At 62.6% G+C, this 21,910-nt stretch carries 24 protein-coding genes and 1 tRNA gene; 16 read left to right on the plus strand and 9 right to left on the minus strand.

Annotated features, from left to right (window positions below; genetic code table 11):
• Positions 1-2 precede the first annotated feature (2 nt).
• Entirely contained in the window at positions 3-1,412 is a 1,410-nt protein-coding gene (locus J6524_RS28145) for an adenylate/guanylate cyclase domain-containing protein (RefSeq protein ID WP_225676688.1), read from the plus strand.
• Between the two features lie 154 nt (positions 1,413-1,566).
• Here J6524_RS28145 and J6524_RS28150 read toward each other — a convergent pair whose 3' ends face one another.
• Positions 1,567-2,043: a cupredoxin domain-containing protein gene (locus tag J6524_RS28150; RefSeq protein WP_225676689.1), complete on the minus strand. Its 477-nt coding sequence runs from the start codon at positions 2,041-2,043 to the stop codon at positions 1,567-1,569.
• Positions 2,044-2,409: 366 nt separating this feature from the next.
• On the opposite strand from J6524_RS28150, the gene J6524_RS28155 reads away from it, so the two are divergent.
• The 4 genes from J6524_RS28155 (at position 2,410) to J6524_RS28170 (ending at position 5,881) form a co-directional block, all read left to right on the plus strand.
• A complete protein-coding gene (locus tag J6524_RS28155; RefSeq protein ID WP_225676692.1) occupies positions 2,410-2,916 on the plus strand; it encodes a tellurite resistance TerB family protein in 507 nt (168 codons plus the stop codon).
• Between the two features lie 232 nt (positions 2,917-3,148).
• Positions 3,149-3,928, plus strand: coding sequence for an SDR family NAD(P)-dependent oxidoreductase (locus J6524_RS28160; RefSeq protein ID WP_225676694.1), 780 nt, complete (start codon positions 3,149-3,151; stop codon positions 3,926-3,928).
• 163 nt (positions 3,929-4,091) lie between these two features.
• The gene (locus J6524_RS28165) at positions 4,092-4,889 is read left to right on the plus strand and encodes a glutamine amidotransferase (RefSeq protein ID WP_225676696.1); all 798 of its coding nucleotides are present in this window, start codon (positions 4,092-4,094) and stop codon (positions 4,887-4,889) included.
• 179 nt (positions 4,890-5,068) lie between these two features.
• Positions 5,069-5,881 carry an enoyl-CoA hydratase gene (locus J6524_RS28170; protein WP_225676698.1) on the plus strand — a complete coding sequence of 271 codons (813 nt, stop codon included), beginning with the start codon at positions 5,069-5,071 and terminating at the stop codon, positions 5,879-5,881.
• Positions 5,882-6,001: 120 nt separating this feature from the next.
• On the opposite strand, the gene J6524_RS28175 is transcribed toward J6524_RS28170, so the two are convergent.
• Positions 6,002-6,077: transfer RNA gene (locus J6524_RS28175), tRNA-Ala, on the minus strand.
• A gap of 184 nt (positions 6,078-6,261) precedes the next feature.
• Between J6524_RS28175 and J6524_RS28180 the strand changes: the two genes are divergently transcribed.
• From J6524_RS28180 to folD, 3 genes are all read left to right on the plus strand, one after another.
• A complete protein-coding gene (locus J6524_RS28180) occupies positions 6,262-6,552 on the plus strand; it encodes a YggT family protein (protein WP_225676699.1) in 291 nt (96 codons plus the stop codon).
• A 30-nt stretch (positions 6,553-6,582) separates the two neighbouring features.
• Positions 6,583-6,897 carry a DUF167 domain-containing protein gene (locus J6524_RS28185; protein ID WP_225676701.1) on the plus strand — a complete coding sequence of 105 codons (315 nt, stop codon included), beginning with the start codon at positions 6,583-6,585 and terminating at the stop codon, positions 6,895-6,897.
• A gap of 63 nt (positions 6,898-6,960) precedes the next feature.
• Positions 6,961-7,845: a bifunctional methylenetetrahydrofolate dehydrogenase/methenyltetrahydrofolate cyclohydrolase FolD gene (folD, locus tag J6524_RS28190; RefSeq protein WP_225676704.1), complete on the plus strand. Its 885-nt coding sequence runs from the start codon at positions 6,961-6,963 to the stop codon at positions 7,843-7,845.
• Positions 7,846-8,074: 229 nt separating this feature from the next.
• Here the strand turns inward: folD and ppa are convergent, their stop codons facing one another.
• Both ppa and J6524_RS28200 read right to left on the minus strand, forming a co-directional pair.
• Complete coding sequence (ppa, locus tag J6524_RS28195) at positions 8,075-8,611, minus strand: inorganic diphosphatase (protein WP_225676706.1); 537 nt, start codon at positions 8,609-8,611, stop codon at positions 8,075-8,077.
• Positions 8,612-8,710: 99 nt separating this feature from the next.
• A complete protein-coding gene (locus tag J6524_RS28200; protein WP_225676708.1) occupies positions 8,711-9,220 on the minus strand; it encodes a GNAT family N-acetyltransferase in 510 nt (169 codons plus the stop codon).
• Between the two features lie 289 nt (positions 9,221-9,509).
• On the opposite strand from J6524_RS28200, the gene J6524_RS28205 reads away from it, so the two are divergent.
• The 4 genes from J6524_RS28205 (at position 9,510) to J6524_RS28220 (ending at position 12,680) form a co-directional block, all read left to right on the plus strand.
• A complete protein-coding gene (locus J6524_RS28205; RefSeq protein WP_225676710.1) occupies positions 9,510-10,406 on the plus strand; it encodes an alpha/beta hydrolase family protein in 897 nt (298 codons plus the stop codon).
• A complete protein-coding gene (locus tag J6524_RS28210; protein WP_225676712.1) occupies positions 10,403-10,870 on the plus strand; it encodes a DUF2269 family protein in 468 nt (155 codons plus the stop codon). Before J6524_RS28205 ends, J6524_RS28210 begins: the two co-directional genes overlap by 4 nt.
• 7 nt (positions 10,871-10,877) lie before the next feature.
• Positions 10,878-12,197 carry an SDR family oxidoreductase gene (locus J6524_RS28215; protein WP_225676714.1) on the plus strand — a complete coding sequence of 440 codons (1,320 nt, stop codon included), beginning with the start codon at positions 10,878-10,880 and terminating at the stop codon, positions 12,195-12,197.
• 75 nt (positions 12,198-12,272) lie between these two features.
• On the plus strand, positions 12,273-12,680 hold the full coding sequence (locus tag J6524_RS28220) for a thiol-disulfide oxidoreductase DCC family protein (protein ID WP_225676716.1): 408 nt from the start codon (positions 12,273-12,275) through the stop codon (positions 12,678-12,680).
• A 104-nt stretch (positions 12,681-12,784) separates the two neighbouring features.
• Here the strand turns inward: J6524_RS28220 and J6524_RS28225 are convergent, their stop codons facing one another.
• Together J6524_RS28225 and typA are read right to left on the minus strand one after the other, a co-directional pair.
• Positions 12,785-14,041, minus strand: coding sequence for a flavin monoamine oxidase family protein (locus J6524_RS28225; protein ID WP_225676719.1), 1,257 nt, complete (start codon positions 14,039-14,041; stop codon positions 12,785-12,787).
• Positions 14,042-14,152: 111 nt separating this feature from the next.
• A complete protein-coding gene (gene typA / locus J6524_RS28230; RefSeq protein ID WP_225676721.1) occupies positions 14,153-15,979 on the minus strand; it encodes a translational GTPase TypA in 1,827 nt (608 codons plus the stop codon).
• Here typA and J6524_RS28235 point away from each other — a divergent pair.
• Complete coding sequence (locus J6524_RS28235) at positions 15,978-16,292, plus strand: hypothetical protein (protein WP_225676723.1); 315 nt, start codon at positions 15,978-15,980, stop codon at positions 16,290-16,292. The genes typA and J6524_RS28235 overlap by 2 nt on opposite strands.
• Before the next feature lie 21 nt (positions 16,293-16,313).
• Here the strand turns inward: J6524_RS28235 and J6524_RS28240 are convergent, their stop codons facing one another.
• Positions 16,314-17,069 (minus strand): Crp/Fnr family transcriptional regulator, encoded by a 756-nt coding sequence (locus J6524_RS28240; protein ID WP_225676725.1) that lies wholly within the window; start codon positions 17,067-17,069, stop codon positions 16,314-16,316.
• Positions 17,070-17,159: 90 nt separating this feature from the next.
• Between J6524_RS28240 and J6524_RS28245 the strand changes: the two genes are divergently transcribed.
• Entirely contained in the window at positions 17,160-17,660 is a 501-nt protein-coding gene (locus J6524_RS28245) for a response regulator (RefSeq protein WP_312002501.1), read from the plus strand.
• Between the two features lie 59 nt (positions 17,661-17,719).
• Here the strand turns inward: J6524_RS28245 and J6524_RS28250 are convergent, their stop codons facing one another.
• Positions 17,720-19,306: an alkaline phosphatase D family protein gene (locus J6524_RS28250; protein ID WP_225676727.1), complete on the minus strand. Its 1,587-nt coding sequence runs from the start codon at positions 19,304-19,306 to the stop codon at positions 17,720-17,722.
• A gap of 89 nt (positions 19,307-19,395) precedes the next feature.
• Positions 19,396-20,790, minus strand: a complete 1,395-nt coding sequence (locus tag J6524_RS28255) for a TAXI family TRAP transporter solute-binding subunit (protein ID WP_225676729.1) — start codon at positions 20,788-20,790, stop codon at positions 19,396-19,398.
• 242 nt (positions 20,791-21,032) lie between these two features.
• On the opposite strand from J6524_RS28255, the gene J6524_RS28260 reads away from it, so the two are divergent.
• Complete coding sequence (locus tag J6524_RS28260; RefSeq protein ID WP_225676731.1) at positions 21,033-21,338, plus strand: 4a-hydroxytetrahydrobiopterin dehydratase; 306 nt, start codon at positions 21,033-21,035, stop codon at positions 21,336-21,338.
• A gap of 146 nt (positions 21,339-21,484) precedes the next feature.
• Positions 21,485-21,868: a YkvA family protein gene (locus J6524_RS28265; RefSeq protein WP_225676733.1), complete on the plus strand. Its 384-nt coding sequence runs from the start codon at positions 21,485-21,487 to the stop codon at positions 21,866-21,868.
• The last annotated feature ends 42 nt before the right edge of the window (positions 21,869-21,910 follow it).

Raw genomic sequence — 21,910 nt, forward strand, 5'->3', positions numbered from 1 at the left:
CCATGAGCGATACCCAGGCCCAGTTCTCCGTTCTGCGGCAGACCGCCGATCCCGCGGTGGTCGACGCCATCACGCAATTGATCGCCACGGGCGAGGATCGCGAGCTCAACCGGATCAACCTTCTGGATTTTGCCGCGCGTTATGGGCTCGACGAGGAAAAGGTCATCTCCGCCTTTCTGCATTCGGCGCGGCTCGGCCTGTTCGACCTCACCTGGAATGTGCTGTGCCCCGGCTGCGGCGGCGTGCTCGGCGCGCACAACACGCTGAAGTCGCTCCGCCACGACGACTATAATTGCGCGCTATGCGCCCAGGGCTATGAAGCCTCCGTCGATGACCGAGTCGAGGTCGCCTTTACGGTGAGCCCGCGCGTCAGGCGTATCGCCGCGCACGATCCCAACACGCTGCCGATCTGGGAGTATAACCGCCAGATGTTCTGGAGCTCGGGGATGAACCTGAGCGAGGAATCGATCCAGCGGCTGATCGATGAGGTTTCGCTCGAAGCGATCGAACTGCCGGCGGGCGAAAAAGCGGTGCTGTCGCTGCAGCTGCCCAATCAGTTCGTGATCGTATTCGAACCGGTGACGCATTCGGCCCATTTCTTCGACGTCAAGGGCGAGCCGATCCGCGAGCGGCAACAGTTTTCGATCGTCTTCAACAAGCTGCAGGCGCCCACGGGATCGACAGTGATGCGGCCAGGACCGTTGCGCCTGTCGCTGGAGAATCAGACTGATACGCGCGTGCTTCCCGCGGTGTGGGTCGCCAACGACACGCTCCATGAGCTGCTCGGCAAGCGAAAGCCGATCCTGACCGCCAAGCGGATGCTGTCGAACCAGACTTTTCGCGACGTGTTCAAGGCTGATAATCTCAACGTCGATCAGCGGCTGAAGATCACCTCGCTGACGTTCCTGTTCACTGATCTGAAGGGCTCGACTGCCCTCTATGAGCGGGTCGGCGATCTCGCCGCATTCGATCTGGTGCGCGCGCATTTTCATGCGTTGCTCGAGATCATCGCTTCCGAAAAGGGCGCTGTCGTGAAGACGATTGGCGATGCTGTGATGGCCACCTTCATCCGGCCGGAACACGCGATCGTTGCGGGGTTGCGCATGCGCGCGGCGATGGCGGCGCTCAATGCCGAGCGCGGCCGGGAAGACCTGATCATCAAGATCGGCATCCACGAAGGTCCGTGCCTCGCGGTAATGCTGAACGAGCGACAGGACTATTTCGGTCAGACCGTCAACATCGCTTCAAGGGTGCAGCACCTGTCGATCTCGCAGGAGATCCACATCACCGGGCCGATTATCGAATCGCCGGCCGTCGCTACCATTCTGGAGAAGAAGGCGATCAGGCCGATCCAGAAGGAAGCAGCGCTGCGCGGCATCGCCGACAAGGTGATGGTGTACGAGATACCGTAGTCGTACTGCGTCATAAGGCCCTCATGGTGAGGAGCGCGAAGCGCGTCTCGAACCATGAGGCCCCGTCTGGGCCTACATCCTTCGAGACGCCCGCTCTGCGGGCTGCTCAGGATGAGGGGTTTGAGCGGCCATGACGCAGTAGAATGAGTTCGCGCTATTCGATCACGATCTCGCCGACCATCCCGAGCTCGGCGTGGGCTTTGCCGTCGCTGGTCTTGATGTCACAGCGCAGATCGTTGACACGGCCGGCCGCCACCGGCACCAGCCACCATTCGGCGGAGTGTCCCGGATAGACTTCGACCTCGCGGATCGCGCCCTTGAATTCGGCGAGCGTAACCGTCTTGCCGTTCTGTTGCTGCGTCACCTGCACCTTGCGCGTGAACACCATCTGCGAGAACGCATGGGAGGTGAAGTAGTGCGGGTCGTTGCTCGCGTTGCGCAGGATCAGCTTGTAGAGCTTGCCGGTTTCAAATTTGATCTGCTTCGGCGCGAATTCATGTTTGCCGGGCGAGCCGAGATCGACGGTTACCTCGATCGGCGTCTGCCGCGACAGATCGCCTGCCGCCAACGCCGCACCAGAGGCAATTCCAAGCACAACGGTCGCGCCAAGCGCGAAGCGGAAGGTGGTCATGCGCATTCCCTCGAAATCTTTTTGCCAAAACAACGGGTTCGCTTTTAATGCAAATGCGAATGATTTGCAATTGCGTTACGGCCACGTGGCCTGCGGCGAGTCGCGCTGGGCGGCCTTGGCTGAGCTGCTCTGTCTTCCAAGCACTCAGGGACCGCCTGCTTGAACCTCGGCGCGCGCATTTTGACTCATCAACGAGCGACGGCACCGAGACCGCCCGCAAGCACTGTAAGGTTCTGACGCAGAAGTTCTGGGTCACTTCATACGTGACGGCGATTTAATCTGCTCGCGCAGCCGGGCGTTGATTGCGGGGGAAGGATTTTCAACCCATATTCGATGACAGGCTCTTCAAGACTTTGCAGGTAGAGTATGCTCGACGGACTGCGCCAATTCATTGCCGACATCGTTGCGCCGAGCGCGGATCAGGATCTCGCGTTCGACGATACCGGATATCTTCTGGCGGCAACTGCGCTGCTGGTTCACGTCGTCTCGCTCGATGGCGAGCCGACCGCGGCCGAAAAGCGCAAACTGCACAGCCTGATCGAAAGCCGCTTCAAGCTCGATCCCGGCAAGGCGGATCATCTGATCGCGCAGGCGACGCGGGCCGAGGGCGAGGCGGTCGATCTTTATCACTTCACCAGCGTCATCATGCGCTCGGTGAACGAGGAAGGCCGGCTTCGCATCATCGAGATGATGTGGGAATTGGTATACGCCGACGGTCAGGTCAGCGAATTCGAAGATAATGTCGTCTGGCGCGCTGCCGATCTTCTCGGCATTTCCTCACGCGACCGCCTTGAGCTCAAGCACAAGGTGGCAGGGCAGCGGCAATCGGGCTCATCCAACGATGTTTCGAAGACGGCCGACGCGGCGACGTGACGGGCGTCTTTGCACTCGTTGATTGCGCCTCAATGCGGATGACGAAACTTTAATGTGCGTCTCGATCCGCCGCGATAATGTGGCGATAGCCCTGAAAATATTGAACTTCAATTGCTGAGGCAGGTAGCGGCGCATAAGCACATGCCATGCACGTGGCTTGCGTCGCACTACGCGACTATGCTCTCGTTCCAGCGCTGGTGGCATCTGGAATTGATTTTAAGAGCATTTGATCGTGACTGAGCGTGTGACGCTGATTACCGGGGCATCGGCGGGAATAGGTACCGAACTGGCGCGTGTTTTTGCATCGAGGGGACATCGCGTGGCGCTGGTGGCGCGGCGCGCAGACCGCTTGGCGACGCTAGCGAGTGAAATCGAGACAGCCGGTGGCGCGGCACCGATCGTCATTCCTTGCGACCTTGCGCAGCCCGATTGTGGCGACAGAATTGCTGAAGCCTTGGTCGAGTCCGGCGTCGAGATCGAATACCTCGTCAACAATGCCGGATTCGGCGTATTCGGCAGGGCGATCCAGCGCGATCGATCCAATCAGCTTGAAATCATCGCGGTCAACATTCGCGCGCTGACCGACCTGTCGCTGCGGTTTTCCGATCACCTGATCCGCAATCGTGGTGGTCTTCTCAATGTCGGATCGATCGCAGGCTTTCTGCCGGGCCCGGGGATGGCGGTCTATTACGCATCCAAGGCCTACGTGCTGTCATTCACCGAAGCCATGCGCGCGGAACTGGCGCCGCATGGTGTTCGCGTGACGGTGTTGTGCCCTGGCCCAGTGCCCTCGGAATTTCAGGCGCGCGCCGGATTTAGACCCGGTTATGATACGGCGATCCTCAACGTTTCGCCTGCCCATGTCGCGCGGCAGGCCTACAGCGGATTGATGGCAAACAAACGGGCAGTGTTGCCTGGTTTGGGCATAAAGGTCGTGCCGCTCATGCTTCGGCTGTTTCCACGCTCCTTCGTCCTGGGCGCCGTCGGACGCTTTCAACTCCGCCAGCGCTAAGGAATTCCCGGGTTTTTCCGGTGTGCAGCCTGTTCAGGCCACGACGACGCGCGGCGACTGCGTCTGGCCCGCGTTTTGCTTCGGCTTTTGCCTGTGTGCGTGAACTCACGCGAAATTAAGAATCACTTAGGTATGGTTTCGATTGAAGTCCTTGGTGACGCCGATGTCGCTCCGGTCGAACAGTGGTCAGAACGTGCTGCCCTTTCCGGGCCGAAGCGCGTCGGCTGCTTTCAATCCGGCGCCGCTCAGGCCCGTCCTGATCGTCCTGCACCAGGAGACCTCGACGCCGGGCCGGGTCGGCAACGCCCTGCGCGCGCTCGGCTATCCGCTCGACATCAGGCGTCCGCGATTCGGCGATCCCTTGCCGGAAACGCTGGAGCTGCACGCCGGCGCCGTCATCTTCGGCGGCCCGATGAGCGCCAACGATCCCGACGATTATGTTCGGCGCGAGATCGACTGGATCGAAATTCCCCTGCGCGAGCAGCGGCCGTTTCTCGGCATCTGCCTCGGCGCGCAGATGCTTGCCAAACAACTGGGCGCAGAGGTCGCGCCGCATCGGGAAGGGCGCGTCGAGGTCGGTTATTATCCGATCCGCCCGACGCCGGCCGGTCAGGCGCTTTGCCCGCATTGGCCGGAGCGCGTCTACCACTGGCACGGCGAAGGGTTTCAATTGCCTGGCGGTGCTGAACTGCTCGCCGAAGGCGACGACTTTCCGGTGCAGGCGTTTCAGTCAGGCCATGCGTTTGGATTCCAGTTTCACCCTGATGTCACCTACGCGATGATGCATCGCTGGACCACGCGCGGATGCGTGCGCATGGATTCGCCGGGCGCACAGCCGCGTCATCTCCACTTCGAAGGCCGCGCGGTACACGACGTGATCGAACGCGCCTGGCTGAAGAATTTCATCGCCGGCTGGATCATGCGCACGCCGCGCGCGGTCCTGCTCGAAGCCGCGGAATAGCCGCCACGCGGAATTTGCTCCGCGCCTACGAATATCTTTCAAAAGCCGCCGATGTGATAGTGTTGCGCTCCTAAAGCAGGTGGTCGCGATGGCGCAGTTCGGCGTCGAGCCGGCGCGGCCGAAGGGCTCGCGGCGGCAGACGTCAATGATCAAAGACAAGAACAACAGGGAGATCCGCGGTGACCTATCAGCATATTCTCTATGAGGTGAGCGACAAGATCGCGACCATCACGCTCAACCGTCCCGACCGCATGAATGCGTGGACCGCGACCATGGAGCGCGATGTCCGGCATGCGATGGAGGCGGCCGCCGGCGACGACAACGTCCGTGTCATCGTGCTGACCGGCGCCGGTCGCGCTTTCTGCGCCGGCGCCGATATGGAAGCGTTGCAAAGCATCGATCCCAGCGAAATCCGGCGCGGGGAGAATATCCCGCCTTTCGACATGAACCGCCGGGCGGACTGGCAGACGCGCTATGCCTATTATCCGGCGATCCCAAAACCCGTGATCGGCATGCTCAATGGCGCCACCGCCGGCATCGGCCTCGTTCATGCGCTCTATTGCGACCTGCGCTTTGCCGCCGACAACACCGTGTTCACCACCTCCTTCGCGCGCCGCGGGCTGATCGCCGAGCATGGCATCAGCTGGATGCTGCCGCGGATCGTCGGCCACGCCAACGCGCTTGATTTGCTGATGTCGGCGCGGCGGGTCTCCAGCGAGGAGGCGCTGCGGATCGGGCTCGTCAATCGGATTTATCCGCCGGACCAGCTGCGCGAGGAGACCTATGCTTACGCGCGCGATCTCGCCGATTTCGTCTCGCCGAGCGCGATTGCCGTGATCAAGCGGCAGCTCTACGACGTGCCGTTCCAGACGCTGGCCGAAGCCACCATCGATGCCAACCGCGAAATGCAGATCGCGCTGAAGGGGAGCGATTTCCGGGAGGGGGTGGCGAGCTTTGTGGAGAAGCGGCCGCCGCGGTTTACGGGGAAGTGAGGAGTAGGGTCTAACGGCCCGCCGTCGCCCTGCGGGCTATGGCGTGGCAGCCTTCGCTCTCTTCGCTACGATAGGGCACGTATGGCCTGCCCAGCCGTAGCTCGCGAAGCGAGCGAAGGCTGGTGGAGCCAGGCGGGATCGAACCGCCGACCTCGTCATTGCGAACGACGCGCTCTCCCAGCTGAGCTATGGCCCCGTCGCGACCGCCGCGGATGACCCGAAGCGGCCGACAATCGGCGCCATTTACAGTCTGGCCCAAGGTCAAGTCAAGAACGGTAAACGCTCCGATTTTGGCGCCACTTTGCCGGGAACTTCCCTTGTTTGCGGGGGGATGAACCGATATCTAGCTTTGTACCCCTCCTTGCGAGCACCCCCGCCACATGCGTGCCATCCTCGATATCGTCATCATCGTCCTTGATCTCTACGTCTGGCTCCTGATCGCGGCCGCCATCCTGTCCTGGCTGATCGCCTTCAACGTCGTGAACACGCGCAACCAGTTCGTCGCTGCGGTGGCCGAGTTCCTCTACCGGATCACCGAACCGGCGCTGGCGCCGATCCGCCGCTTCCTGCCCAATCTGGGCGGCCTCGATATCTCGCCGATCATCCTGATCCTGGTCATCATGTTCGTCCAACGCGTGATCGCCTACTACGTCTATCCCAACGTCGTCTGATCATGGGTGCCGGTAGCTGATGGATGCTCGATGGACCCCTGGCGTTATTCCACCGAGGGCATCAGTGTCGCGCTGCGGGTGACGCCGCGTGGCGGCAGAGACGACATCGACGGTATTGAAACGCTCGCGAACGGGCGTTCCGTGGTCAAGGTTCGTGTCCGCGCCATCGCCGAGGGCGGCGAGGCCAACCGCGCGGTGACGGAACTGCTGGCAAAGGTGCTCGGCGTGCCGAAGGCGAGGGTGAGAATTCTTTCAGGCGTAACCTCACGCCTGAAGCAGGTCGCCGTTGACGGCGATCCCAAGATTCTCGGCGACACGCTCCGGAAGGCGACCGCCAAAGCATGATCGGCAAGCTGGGTGTCAGTTTTCCGAAATGATCATGCGCAAAACTGAAGACGAAGGATTGAGATGACGGCACGCATTATCGACGGAAAGGTCATTGCGGCGGAGCTTCGCGCCCGTGTCGCGGAAGAGGTCGCGCGGGTCAAGCGCGAGCATCAGCTGACGCCGGGCCTTGCGGTCGTGCTGGTCGGCAACGATCCCGCCAGCGAGGTCTATGTCCGCAGCAAGCATACGCAGACCCAGGCCGCCGGCATGGCTTCGTTCGAGCACAAGCTGCCCGCCGACGTCGCCCAGGCCGACCTTTTGGCGCTGATCGCAAAACTCAACCGCGATCCCGCCGTGCACGGCATTCTCGTGCAACTGCCGCTGCCGAAATCGATCCACGCCGAGACCATCATCAACGCAATTGATCCGGCCAAGGACGTCGATGGCCTGCATCCCAACAATGCGGGACGGCTGGCCGGCGGCTTTGCCGCGCTGTCGCCATGTACACCGCTCGGCTGCATCATTCTCAGCAAGAGCGTGCATGCCTCGCTGGAAGGCATGAATGCGATCGTGATCGGCCGCTCCAATCTGGTGGGCCGGCCGCTGCTGCAATTGCTGCTCAATGAAAATGCGACGGTGACGATCGCGCATTCGCGCTCAAAGGATCTGCCGCAGCTCTGCGCCCGCGCCGATCTCGTCTATGCCGCCGTGGGCAAGCCCGAAATGGTGCGTGCCGACTGGATCAAGCCGGGTGCCACCGTGATCGACGTCGGCATCAATCGCCTGCCAGGTGCCGAGGGCAAGACGCGGCTGGTCGGCGACGTCGCGTTCAAGGAAGTGTCTGAGGTCGCCGGCGCGATCACGCCGGTGCCTGGAGGGGTCGGGCAGATGACGGTGGCGTGCCTTCTGGTGAATACGCTGCGCGCTGCGTGCGCGATCAAGGGGCTACCGAAGCCAGGGGTGTGATCTCTGTTCTCCCTCTCCCCGTTCTTCACGGGGAGAGGGTCGGGGTGAGGGGCTGCCGCCGCGGACTCTTCTCGTTGTCGGGACTCGCGGATGGACCCCTCACCCCAACCCTCTCCCCGCAAGAGCGGGGCGAGGGAGCCTTCTAGTCACCCCCGCCGCGTTCTCAATCGGGCGGCACCGGACGACGCTCACGCATCGCCTAAGCTGCAACGCGTCCGGGGCACGAAGCCTACTTCTTGTTCGCCTTCGCGCGCTCGATGCCTTCCAGTATCAGCCGCTGGGCATCCTCAGCGCCCAACCAGCGCAGCACCTTCACCCATTTGCCCTTTTCGAGATCCTTATAGTGCTCGAAGAAGTGCTGGATCTGCTGCAACGTAATGTCAGGAAGGTCGCTGTAATTCCGAACCTTGTCGTAGCGCTGGGTCAGCTTTGAGGAAGGCACCGCGATGATCTTCTCGTCGCCGCCGGCCTCGTCTTCCATCAAGAGCACGCCGACTGGGCGCACGCTCATCACGGCACCCGGCACGATCGCGCGGGTATTGGCGACCAGGACGTCGCAGGGGTCGCCGTCGCCCGACAGCGTGTGCGGGATGAAGCCGTAATTGCCGGGATAGCGCATTGCCGTGTAGAGGAAGCGATCGACCACCAGCGTGCCGGCTTGCTTGTCCATTTCGTACTTGATCGGCTCGCCGCCTACAGGCACCTCGATGATGACGTTGACGTCGTGTGGCGGATTTACTCCGATCGAGATGGCGTCAATGCGCATAAAGGGCTCCGCTTTGCGTTGAAAGGGCGCGCCCGGAATCAGGCGCACGTCAGGGTCCCTTTAGACCGGCAACGGAGCAGGGAAAAGCCTGAATTAGGCTCAGTTGGTCCAGGCGAATGCGACTTTATCGAGCGACTTGTGCCCGAATTTTTCGGAGGAGCGCGCCACCATCCGGCCACCGAGCGCGCGGTAAAATTCCGTCGCCGGATCGTTGTCGGAGAGCGCCCAGATCACCATGCTCTTCAGCCCGCTTTGTATGAGATCGCGCCGGGCGGCGGTGAAGAGGCGGCGGCCAAAGCCGAGGCCCTGGAATTCGGGCCGCAGATAGAGCTCGTAGATCTCGCCCTCGAAATGCAGGCTGCGCGCACGGTTGCGGCCGTAATTGGCGTAGCCCGCGACCTTGTCACCGAACACCAGCACGCTGACGCGGCTGCCTTTGCGGATCGCGCTGTCCCACCATTGCGGACCGCGACGGTTAATGAGTTTTTCGAGCTCGGCGCCAGGAATAATGCCCTGATAGGCGGAGCGCCAGGCTTCATCATGCGTAGCCGCTACCTCGGCTGCGTCCGCAGCTTTGGCCGGTCGAACCTCGATCAGGGTTGTGCTCATGAGCTGATCAAAGCAAGTCGGCGGGCCGGCTTCAAGGTCCATCGTTAATTATCGGTTAACCTGTGGATTTTCTGCATCAGTTGCATGTCTATTTGTATCGAAAGAGGACAAGGGCGCTGTCTTAAAGGGTCTTTGCCCGATGCAGTGGCGGCGGAATGGTTGTCGGAATCATCCAAAGCCGCGCGCCCTGCGATGCTGTTCACGGAAAAATGCACTGGATTTGATTCGCTGGCGGTATTCTGCTGGTGACTTCGGAACGCGCCCTCCTTCGCCTGTGTCAGGCCATTTCATGTGTTCGCCAAACGTGCTTGTTGCGCTGATTGTCGTTGCCGCGCTCGGGGTGAAAGCCGCGGCCGCGCAGCCCGCCCTCGGCGCGCAAGGCGGGGAAGGCGAGCCGCATCGGCTGCAGCAGTGGCGGGTGCCTTCTCCTGATCCGGCTATCACCGCGCGCGCGGTGCTGTTCAGGCCATCAGGCGAAGGACCGTTTCCGCTTGCGGTGATTGCGCACGCGACCACCCAGAACGTCCTGCGGCGGGCGCAGATGGCGCAACCTGAATACCGCGCGCTCGCTGCCTGGCTGGTCGCGCGCGGCTTTGCCGTGCTGGTTCCGGAGCGGCCGGGCCATGGCGGGAGTGGCAAATATCTCGAGGATCAGGGCGGCTGCGATGAGGCTGACTATGCGAGGTCCGGCCGCGTTATGGCGGATGAGATCGCCGCCGCCACTGGCCTTCTGCGCAAGCAGCCTTTCATCCGGCCCGAGGGAGTGGTCGTGATTGGCCATTCGGCCGGCGCCTGGGGCGCATTGGCGCTGGCCGCCGATGATTCGAAAAACGTTGCCGCCATCATCGCGTTCGCGCCGGGACGCGGCGGGCACGCCAACGATGTTCCCGACAAGGTCTGCGCGCCACACACGCTGATCACCGCAGCGGGCGAGTTCGGCAAGGCCGCACGTGTGAAGGTGACCTGGCTGGTCGCGGCCAACGACAGTTACTTCTCGCCGGCATTCTCGCGTCAGCTGGCTGACGCGTTTCGCGCCGCCGGCGGCAACGTCGATTTCCGCGTGCTGCCGGCGCATGGCAGCGAGGGACACTGGCTGCCGGAGAGCGAGAGCGGCGTCACACTCGCCGGCGCCGAGCTCGACCGCGCCTTGAAGGCGCGATCTCCAGCTCCGGCAAAGAAGCGATGATGCTGTACCTTCTCGTCAAATATCTGCATGTGCTCGGCGCCATCGTCATTCTCGGCACCGGCACGGGCATCGCGTTTTTCATGCTGATGGCCCACCGCAGCCGGAACGTGGCCTTCATCGCACGCACGGCCGAGACGGTTGTGATCGCCGATATGCTGTTCACGCTGACGGCGGTGCTGCTGCAGCCGGTGAGCGGCGGCGTTCTGATGTGGCTATCGTCCACCGCGTGGACTGAACGCTGGCTGATAACCTCGCTTGGGCTCTACGCGGTCGCCGGGCTGTTCTGGGTGCCCGTCGTTTTCATGCAGATCGAAATGCGCGATCTCGCGCGCAAGGCGGCCGACCACAATCAGGAGCTGTCGCCACGCTATTTCGCACTTTTCCACCGCTGGTTCTTGTTCGGGATTCCCGGCTTTGGCTCGGTCATGGCTATTCTGTGGTTGATGATCGCCAAACCGTTCTAGACAGCCCATGAACGCCGACGTCAGGAAAATCCTCGTGCTCGGCGCCTCCGGCCTGATCGGCTGCTTCATCACGCGCGACCTGCGCACGCGAGGATTTCCGGTGGTTGGGGTCGCCCGCAAACTGCCGGCCTCGCATAACAACAGCGCGCTCGATCTCGAACTGCCGCTGATATCGATGGACGCAGCCGCGATGACGCGGCTGATTGGCGACCATCGCGTCGACGTCGTCGTCAATTGCCTCGGCGTGCTACAGGACGGACCCGGCAGCGACACGGCCGCCGTGCATCGCGATTTCGTGACGCGGCTGCTGCAGGCGATCCGCGAGAGCCGCCGTGCGATCCGCCTGGTCCACATCTCGATACCCGGCACGATGGAGACCGACCAGACCGCCTTCAGCACCACCAAGCGCGAGGGCGAGCGGCTGATCGCGGAGTCCGGCGTCGCCTACACGATTCTGCGGCCGGGCTTCGTGGTGGCGCTGGCGGCCTATGGCGGCAGCGCCATGGTGCGCTCGCTCGCGGCCTATCCGCTCGATCTTCCGGCTGTCGAACAGGCCACGCCCTTCCAGCCGATCGCCATGGAAGACATTGCCGCGACTATCGCCTGGCTCGCCGCGCGCGATCCGACTGAGGCGAACGGCGTGACCTGGGACCTAATGCAGGAAGAGCCGGTCACGCTCGGCGGCGTGGTCGACCAATTCCGCCGCGCGCTCGGCACCCGCGAATGGCCGCGCATCGCGATGCCGGCGTTCCTGCTCGATATCGGCGCGAGGCTCGGCGATCTCGCCAACCTCTTCGGCTGGATGCCGCCGATGCGGACCACCGCGATCGCCGAGCTGCGCCGTGGCGTCAGCGGCAACCCCGCGGGCTGGATCAGCGCCACCGGCATCACGCCGAAGACCATCGCAGAGATGGCCGGGGAGCGCCCGGCGACCATTCAGGACAAATGGTTTGCCCGGCTATTCCCGATCAAGGCGCTTGTCATCGCAAGCCTTGTGCTGTTCTGGGTAGTGTCGGGCTTCATTGCGCTGGTGATCTCCTATGACGCTGCGGCGGACATCCTGCGCAGCCGTAATTTTCCGCCGGCGCTCGTCGGCCCCATCACTGTCGGCACCAGCCTGATGGACATGAGCATTGGCGCATTGATCGCGTTCCGCCGCACCTCGGCATTCGGCCTGATCGCGGGTATCATTGCCTCGCTCGGTTACATGGTCGGCGCTGCGATCCTGACGCCCGACCTCTGGATCGAACCCTTGGGCGCATTGGTGAAGACCGGTCCTGCTATCGTGCTGATGCTGGTGGCGCTTCTGACGCTGGATAATAGATAGCGTTTCCGAGCGAAGGACTTGATCCGTGGGTGGGAACGGTTCGCGTGAAGGAAACGCGTCAAACAAGGAGGCTATATGAACAATTGGCCAGACGATGACGTGATCCTCTATGACGGCGTCTGCGTCTTCTGCTCACGCTGGGTCCGTTTCGTCGCGAAGCGCGACGTCGCGCGCAGGTTCCGCTTCACCGCGATCCAGTCGGCTTACGGCACGCGATTGGCGAAGGAATTCGGCATCGATCCCGATGATCCCGACACCAATGCAGTCGTCCATGGCGGGAAGGTATGGCTGAAGTCCGACGCGGCGCTGACAGTGCTGAGCCTGTTGCCGCGATGGGGCTGGATGCGAGTGTTGTTCGCGGTGCCAAAACCGCTGCGCGACGCCGTCTACGACCTCGTCGCGCGTAACCGTTACAGGATCTTTGGCAAGTATAATGAGTGCTTTGTGCCGGACGCGGATATGCGGGCGCGGGTGATGGAGTAGGAAAAGTCGCCTCAACCGTCATTGCGAGCGCAGCGAAGCAATCCATTGCGCGGCATAACGGATGGATGGATTGCTTCGCTTCGCTCGCAATGACGGCGGAAACATTAACGCTTCGCTAACGATGCTAACGCTTCCTTCGCCGCCCGCTCTCCCGAATCCCGCGCCCCATGCGCGGTCGTGAAAAATTCCGGCGAGGTCGCTTCGCCCGCAAAGAACAGCCGGCCATCGACGGGCGCGGCGAGCACGGCGCGGTCGCCGGCGTGTCCCGGCAGCGCGTGCGAGTACGAGCCGCGCGCAAACGGGTCATGGGCCCAGCGCGATTCGGCGAGCGGCTTCAGCTTGCGGCGAAAATCGCTGCCGAGGAAGGATACGATTTCGTCGATGCTCGCGGCGGCCAGCGCACCATCGCCTGCGTCTTCCAGCGATTTGGCGAAGCGTCCGCCGAAAAAACCTTCGATGCAGGGCTGGCCGAACGGACGGATGTGATAGGTGCCCATGCCGGTGCGCATGGTGGCGCCGCGCAGATTGCCTTCGACGGGCAGCGCCTCGGGCTCCTCCAGCGCCAGCGTCACCTTATCGGCAAGGCCGAGCGGCAGACCGCGCGCGGCATCGACTTTTGCTGGCAAGGCGGGGTGAAAGCGGATCGTCTCGTCGGCAAGCAGGTTGGTCGGCACGGTGATGATCACCTTGTTTGCGGTCAGCGTGCCCTGTGAGGTTTCGATGCGGAGGCGTTTTGCGGAATGATCGATCAGGGTCACCGCGCAATTGAGTACGACGGGACATGAGGCACCGTAGGCCGCCACCAGCGCGCCATAGCCGCGGCGGACGCGCCAGTTGATGTCGGTGTCCTCATAGGCATCCATGTCGAGAATGGAAACCTGATCGAGCTCTCTGCCGTTCACATAGGTCGAGATGGCATCGATCATCGGATTCCAGCGGTTGCCGGGCTCCAGACAGAGGCTGGCGGCGCAGTCTTGGCCGGTCGTGATGGCCTCCGCCGCGGCCGCTTCGGCACGATCATAGAACGCGTTCAGCGCGCGGATAAAATCGTCGCGGTCATCCTGCGGAAACGCCTTGCCATAGGCGCGCTCGGCCCAGGGCGGCAGCGCCCTATTGATCTCGAAGCCAAGCTGTTCGGCGATTTTGACGAACGAGTTCCGGTCCGCCGAATGCAGCCAGCCGCAACCGACGTCGAACGTGACGTCCGGCGAAGGCATGATCGTGTGAGCGCGGCCGCCGAGGCGGTTGCGCGCCTCCAGCACGATGACGGAAAGGCCGGAGTCCTTCAGCGCATTGGCGGCGCCAAGGCCGGCGGCGCCGGCGCCGATGATGGCGACATTGATCTCTGTGGGGAAGGGCATGTGATCGGCGAACAGCGAATGGCGAATAGCGAGTAGGGTATCGGAAAGTAGCCGTAACGGGAACGTCCCTAATCGCTACTCCCCATTCGCTATTCGCCCACTTTCGCCGGCTTACGCCACTGCTTCCTTGGCTTTTTCCGCGCGCTTGCGGTCGTTGGCATCCAGGAACTTCTTGCGCAGGCGGATCGACTTCGGAGTTACCTCGACCAGTTCGTCGTCCTCGATATAGGCCAGCGCCTTTTCCAGCGTCATCTTGATCGGCGGGGTCAGGCGCACCGCTTCGTCCTTCGAGGTGGTGCGGATGTTGGTGAGCTGCTTGCCCTTCAGCACATTGATCTCGAGATCGTTGTCGCGGGTGTGCTCACCGACGATCATGCCCTTGTAGACCTTCCAGCCCGGCTCGATCATCATCGGGCCGCGGTCTTCCAGCTTGAACATCGCGTAGGCCACCGCCTCGCCCTGGTCGTTGGAGATCAGGACGCCGTTGCGGCGGCCCTGGATGTCGCCCTTGTAGTTGGCGTAACCGTGGAATAGCCGGTTCATGATCGCGGTGCCGCGGGTGTCAGTGAGCAATTCGCCCTGATAGCCGATCAGGCCGCGGGTCGGCGCGTAGAACACCAGCCGCAGGCGGTTGCCGCCGGAGGGGCGCATCTCGATCATCTCGGCCTTGCGCTCGCTCATCTTCTGCACGACGACCCCGGAATGCTCCTCGTCGACGTCGATCACGACTTCTTCGATCGGCTCCTGCCACTGGCCGGTGGCTTCGTCCTTCTGCAGGACGACGCGCGGACGCGACACTGAGAGTTCAAAACCCTCGCGGCGCATGGTCTCGATCAGGATCGCGAGCTGCAATTCGCCGCGGCCCGACACTTCCATGGCATCTTTGTCGGCAGCTTCCACCACGCGCAGCGCGACATTGCCTTCGGCCTCGCGCAACAGGCGGTCGCGGATCATGCGGCTCGTCACCTTGTCGCCTTCGGTGCCGGCGAGCGGCGAGTTGTTGACGATGAACGACATCGACACCGTCGGCGGATCGATCGGCTGCGCCTGCAGCGGCGTCTCGATGGAGGGATCGCAGAAGGTGTCGGCAACGGTGCCCTTGGTCAGGCCAGCGATCGCGACGATGTCGCCGGCTTCGGCTTCATCCAGCGGGGTGCGCTCGAGGCCGCGGAAGGCTAGAATTTTCGTGATACGCCCCTGCTCGATCGTCTTGCCGTCGGCGCTGAGCACCTTCACGGTCTGGTTCGGCTTGATGGCGCCGGACGTGATGCGGCCGGTGATGATGCGGCCGAGATAGGGGTTGGCTTCGAGGATGGTGCCGATCATCCGGAACGGCCCCTCTTCGACGCTCGGCGGCGCGACATGGCGCACGATCAGGTCGAACAGCGGCTGCATGCCGGCATCCTTCGGACCCTCCGGGCTGTCAGCCATCCAGCCCTGCTTGGCCGACCCGTAGAGAATCGGGAAATCGAGCTGCTCCTCGCTGGCGTCGAGCGCGGCGAACAGGTCGAACACCTCGTTGATGACTTCGGTCGGGCGCGCGTCGGGGCGGTCGACCTTGTTGATGACGACGATCGGCTTCAGTCCGACCTTGAGCGCCTTGGAGACCACGAACTTGGTTTGCGGCAGCGGACCTTCGGCGGCATCCACCAGCACCAGCGCGCCATCGACCATGTTGAGGATGCGCTCGACCTCGCCGCCGAAATCGGCGTGGCCGGGAGTATCGACAATGTTGATGCGGGTTTCCTTCCACTGCACGGAAGCAGCCTTGGCCAGAATGGTGATGCCGCGCTCGCGCTCCAAATCGTTGGAGTCCATGGCGCGCTCGGTCACCTTCTGGTTCTCGCGATAGGTGCCGGATTGCTGCAGCAGGCGGTCGACCAGGGTGGTCTTGCCGTGGTCGACGTGGGCGATGATAGCGACGTTACGAAGGTTCATGGCTCTTCTTCTGGTCGTGCAATGGTGGACGCGCGATCTCACCGGAAAGCCGGGATCCACTTTTCCAAACCGCGCTGCTCAAAACCCTGGAATACTGGCGCGTGATGACGCTTCTTCGAATCGTCATCCAGCTCCATCTTTTTTGTTTGAGCATGACCTTTTCGGAAAACCGGTACCCATTTTCCGGATCATGCTCCGGGGCGCTTTCCCCAAAAAGGAAGCCCGGCCAATGGGACCGGGCACACCTTACGCGTTGCGGCGCAATATATTCAGAAAACGCCAAAAAACAATGGTTTGTTTGGCAATTGGTTAGCCGATTTGGGCAGTCGCGTGCCTAATTGCCGCGGCCGGGCTCGGGATAAATCCCCCGCAAAACCTCCTCAAAATGGCTCTTCACGGCCTCGTTGCAGCGGCAGGACCGGTTTCGCAGCAGGTCGGAGTTGCGGATCAGGATCGAGCCGCGCCGGGTCTCGAGCGTACCTTCCGCCTTGAAAATTTGGATGACGCGGCTGGTGTAGGAGCGGCCGACGCCGAGCAGGGTCGCCAGTTGCTCATGCGTGAGCGGCACGGTGTCCTCGCCATCGGTGCGCTCCATCGCCGAAATGATCCATTTTGCCGTGCGCTGCTCGATCGAATGGATCGCGTTGCAGGCGGTGGACTGGAAGATCTGCGCCAGCAGGCAGTCTGCATAGCGGGCGAAAATGTTGCTCAACGTACGCGACTTCGATTTGGCGGCATCGAGCTTGTTGACGGACAGCCGCACGAAGGGCCCTGCGAACTTGACGATGATGCGGGTGTAGGCCGGGAGATTGCCCTGGCTGACGATGCCGCCAACGGCGCCCTCCCGGCCGATCAGGATGGTCTCGACGTCACGGCCGTCCTCGCTGGCAACCATGTAGGAGACGAGGCTGGGGCCGCACGGGAAATGCACGGTCTCGACATTGTCGCCGGGGCTGTAGAGCAAGTCATTCGGATTGGCTTCGGCCGCAAGGAGGTGCGGTGCGATCAGCGCGAAATCGGCGTCATTCAAGCGGCGCAGCAAATTGTTGAACGGCCGCTCCCCGGACGTACCGTTTTGTCGCGTAAGCATGAAAGTTCCTTGTCGCGCCGCCCCATGACAATATTCGGTTTGCGGCGGGTAATATGTTCACAAGTAGACAGACGACAGAACGTGCATGTGATGGTTTCAGTTCCGGAACCGGCGGGTGCGCTTTTACGAAAGCGTCAACCATTAGGGCAATTTCGGGCTTCGGCCGGATCTCCAGTCACCTTCCAACCGGAACTGGCGAGAAACATGGACCCCGCCTCCCATGATGGCATGCCGAGCGACGTCCTCATCGTGGAGGACGACGCGATCATCGCATTGGATTTTGAGGATACGATCCTTGAGCTTGGCGTGAAGACAGTGCGCACCGCCGGCAGTGTGGTGCGTGCGTTGGAACTGATCGCCGAGCGCGCGCCTGATTTCGCGCTGCTCGATGTCGGCCTTGCCAGCGGAAACAGCTTTGCAGTGGCCGAACGGTTGCATGGGCTGCAGATTCCGTTCGTCTTCGTCACCGGTTACAGCAGCGACATCGGGCTTCCATCCGGACTGAACGGCACGCAGATGCTACCAAAGCCCTGCACCCGCGAACTTCTGGAAGCGACGTTGCGGCAGCGCTCGCCGCGCAGTCGGGTGTAGAGCGCCACCGGCGGCAGCGTTCGCGTTCCCATTCGATGTTGCAGCCCTTTGGATCGAGCCTACACCGGCTTCGGTTCAAGCGTCGTCGACCACAGCGCCGTGTCGGCGCGGTCGCGCAAGGTCACCGCCATCTGCCCGCTGGCGCCATCGATCCGGACATGGCCGAAGAACTGCATCCCGGCCGACGGCGGCAGGTTCTGCTTGCCGGGCCCCGGTGCCTTGATGAACTTCACTTCGGGGCCGAACGTATTGTCCATCTCGTTCGGGCCGAACGTTCCGGCGTGCAGCGGCCCGGCGACGAACTCCCAGAACGGGTCGAACTCCTGAAATTGCGCCTTGTCGGGGTTGTAGTAATGCGCGGCGGCATAGTGCACGTCCGCCGTCAGCCACACCGTGTTGACCACGCCCGCGGTCTTGATGAAGCGCAGGAGATCGGCGATCTCCAGCTCGCGGCCGCGTGGCGGGCCGTCGCCCTGGGCAAGGGCTTCAGAGCCTTGCTTGTTGCGTGCATCATCATAGACGATGAGGCCAAGCGGCATGTCCGACGCGATCACCTTCCAGGTGGCGCGCGAGTTCAGTAGTGCGCGCTTCAGCCATGCGAGTTGCTCGGGCCCGAGAAAGTAGCTTTCCGGTCCGTAGGCCGTCTCCTGGTTCGGCCCGTTGGCGCCGCGATAGCTGCGCTCGTCCAGCATGAAAACGTCGAGATGCGGACCGTAGTTGAGCGTGCGGTAAACCCTGCCCGGCTCGCTGATGCTCTCACGGATCGGATACATTTCGTGGAAGGCGCGCGCGGCCCGTGCGGCAAGCAAGTTGATGTTGCGCTCCTTGTAGGACGCAGGCAGCTCCTTGGACGCCGACCAATTGTTGGTGACTTCGTGGTCGTCCCACTGCACGAAGACGGGCACCTCGGCATTGAAGGCGCGCAGGTGCTCGTCCATGAAATTGTACTTGTGCGCGGCGCGAAACTCGTCGAGCGTTTCGGCGACCTTTGCCTTCTCCGGAATCGTTATGTTCTTCCAGACCTTGCCGTCGGCAAGCGTCACCTCACCTTTGATCGGGCCGTCGGCATAGACGGTGTCGCCGGAATGCAGCAGGAAATCCGGGCGATGCCTGCGCATGGTGGCGAAGGTGAGCATGCCGCCGTCATCGGGGTTGATGCCCCAGCCCTGTCCGGCGACGTCGCCGCCCCAGACGAAACTGACATCGCGGCGGTCGCTCGGTGCGGTGCGGAAGCGCCCGACCACCGGCTCGCTTTCGATGGCGATATGTGCGAGATCGCGAAAGCGGACGCGGTAGAAGATCTGCTGCCCGGAAGGCAGGTTCTCCAGCAGCATTTTTGCGGTGAAATCGCTTTCGGGCAGCGCGGCGATCGGCGGCAGCTTTCGTGCGTCGGCAAAGGACTCCGTGGTGGCGACCTCGACCAGCATTTGCGAGGGACGATCGGCCCGCGCCCAGACCACGCCGCCATCAGCACCGATGTCGCCGGATTGCACGCCTGACGTCACGATCGGCCGGTCCGCTGCGCGGCTGAGATAGGGCATCGCCATGATGCCGACGGCCGTCGCGCCGGCGGTAGTGAGGAAACGCCGCCGAGAAATTCCGCGGAGACCATGGCGGGACATGCTGCGAGCAATTCTGAAGGTCATGCGGCCTCTTTCCGGATCTGGCGCGGATGCAAGAATAATCCGGCAGAGCTAGAAAGAATTAATGACGGTTCGATTACCGGATTTGCCGGTCAGGCATTGCCGGCCGCGCGGAATTGCGCGCTGGTCCGTTGCAGGTTTTGCGGCATGCTCATCAGCAGCGCCTTGCGGTCGGCCACCGCGTTGTGGAACTGCTCGATAGCGATGTTGAAGGCGGTCAGCGTACCTTCCTCGATCGCGCCGTGCTCGAAGCATTGCAGCGTGTCGCGCAGAATGGCGTCCGCTTCCGCCTGCATCTGGTCGAGCTCTTCCATCGAATCGCATTGGCGGGCGGCGGTGAGCATGTCGAGCAGCCGGTCGCGCTGCGAGGTGTTGATGCTGCGGTCGTCCTTCTTCAGGTAACCGGCGAACCAGGCGCCCGCGGAGCCCATCGCCGATACCGCCATCAGGGCCCACCAGATGTAATCGCTGTAGCGGTCGAGGAAGGTCTTTTCTTCACCGTCGACGAAAGCGGCGGCGCCGGGATGGACGGGGATCGTGGCGTCCTTGTCGGTGTCGGGCGTCTCGATCTTGGCAGCCAGCGGAAACTCGTTCTTCAAGTTCTGGCGAATTGCAAATAGCTGGCGCGTAAAGATGGCGATGGTCGATTCCGCAACGCCTCGGCGCGCCACGATATGGTGCGAGAAGCTGATCGTCTTGATCTCTTCCTCGGGCCGGCTTGGCGCGCTGCCGAATGTTCCGGCCGGGATCTCGGACGACTCGTAGGCAGGATAGTTCTGAGCAATCGCCTCGGCCGAATCGATCGCGAGAAATTTCGGCGCGCCGCCCTCGCGCGCGGATGCGGTGATCGCGTCCGCCGTGATCTTGCTGTTGACTGGGCCGGCGGCGAGATAGGCGTCGGCCTTCTGGCTGCGGATGGTCTCGGCGGCTTCGTTGGCCGGGAACTGGATGATCTCGACGGTTGCCGGATCGACGCCGTATTGCCGCAGGATCACCTTGAGCAGATTGACATTGGCCTGGGTGCGGCCGACGACGCCAATGCGGCGTCCCGTGAGCTGGCCGATGTTTGTGATGCCGGGAGCAGCCTTCTTTCCCCTGGCCTTGGCAGGTGGCGGCACCCACAGCACCACGACGTTCTTGCGCAACGTCGCCACGGCCTGCGCATTCTTCGGCATGTCGAGATCGCCGCGGATAATCGCGAGATCGACCTTGCCGTCGCCGAGCAGGTTGGCGCTCGCGACCGCGCCATCAGTCTGGACCGGCCGCAGGCGGACCAGAGTGTTGCGTTGGTTATTGAAGGCCTGCGCCAGGTTCTGAACGACCTTGAGATCGTCGCTGTTGGCCGGGCCGACCGCGATCCGCAAGGTCACCGGACGCATGGCAAAGTAATAGCCGGCGGCCAGCGCGCCGATGATCGCCAGCACGCCGGCCAGCGTGACGAATGTCAGCCGTCGTTTCGCTGAGCGGGGCGAGGGTGGGGCCGGCATTTCTGAAACGTGAGGGCCGTCGCTCATCAGTCCCTGGAATCGTTTGAGGTGCGATTTTACGCCGGCGGCACACTTAATGCGGATAGCCTAGCAAAATTTCACGATTAACCATTGTTACATCTCCGTCATGGTTACCGGCCGTCCCCAACTGCCGTTGGAAGCCGGTTGCGGCGTATTTTGGGCAGGATCTCCGGCGCGGCTTTTGGTGTTAGGGTTGAGGCGGTCTGAAACGGGAGGTGATCATGGTGGAGCGGCTGTCGGCGGAAGCGCGGAAATCGGCGCTGGTGGAACTTTCCGGCTGGGCCGAGACGTCGGGGCGCGAGGCGATCACGCGGACCTTCACCTTCCGGGACTTCAACGAAGCCTTCGGCTTCATGTCCCGCGCCGCGCTGATCGCGGAGAAGAACGACCATCACCCGGAATGGAAGAACGTCTACAAGACGGTGGAGGTGGTGCTGGCGACCCACGAGGCCGGCGGCGTGACGGCGCGCGACATCGATCTGGCCAAGGCCATGAATGCGATCGCGAGGCAGCTCGGCGTTGCCTGAGTTGGCGCGCGGCCTTAGGATCTTGCGGCGTGTGACGAACATCCCCAATTCTTCTTGAGAAGCGTTTTCAGGCGAAGCGGTTCGCGTGAAGAACGCAGATGCAAGCGGGGCCGGCATCCGCGCCGGATCTTTGAGGGAACGCTGCAATGGCATCCGATCACACCGTGGGGTTCGAACCGGCCGATGAGTTGGCGCAGGACCGCGAAAGCGTGCGCCGGCGCTTCTGGATCAAGTTCAAGCAGGTGGTGGCGCAGCTTCCGTTCGCCGAGGACCTGCTGGCCGCTTATTATTGTGCATTCGACAAGGAGACGCCGCGTCATGTACAGGCGTCGCTGCTCGGCGCCGTCGCCTATTTCATCCTGCCGCTGGATTTCATGCCCGACGTAATGCCCTTGCTCGGCTTTACCGACGATGCCGCAGTGCTCGCCACCGCGATCCGCATGGTCGCCAGTCACATCACGCAGGAGCATCGCGACGCCGCCCGCGCGGCGCTGAAGCGCGGGATCGATGCCGCTGAAGCGAACGAATAGCTGACGCCGGGCTAGCGGAATCAAAAGCCCCGTTCCGATTGG

Origin of the sequence: Bradyrhizobium hereditatis (genome assembly GCF_020329435.1) — a bacterium.
GTDB classification, from domain to species: domain Bacteria; phylum Pseudomonadota; class Alphaproteobacteria; order Rhizobiales; family Xanthobacteraceae; genus Bradyrhizobium; species Bradyrhizobium hereditatis.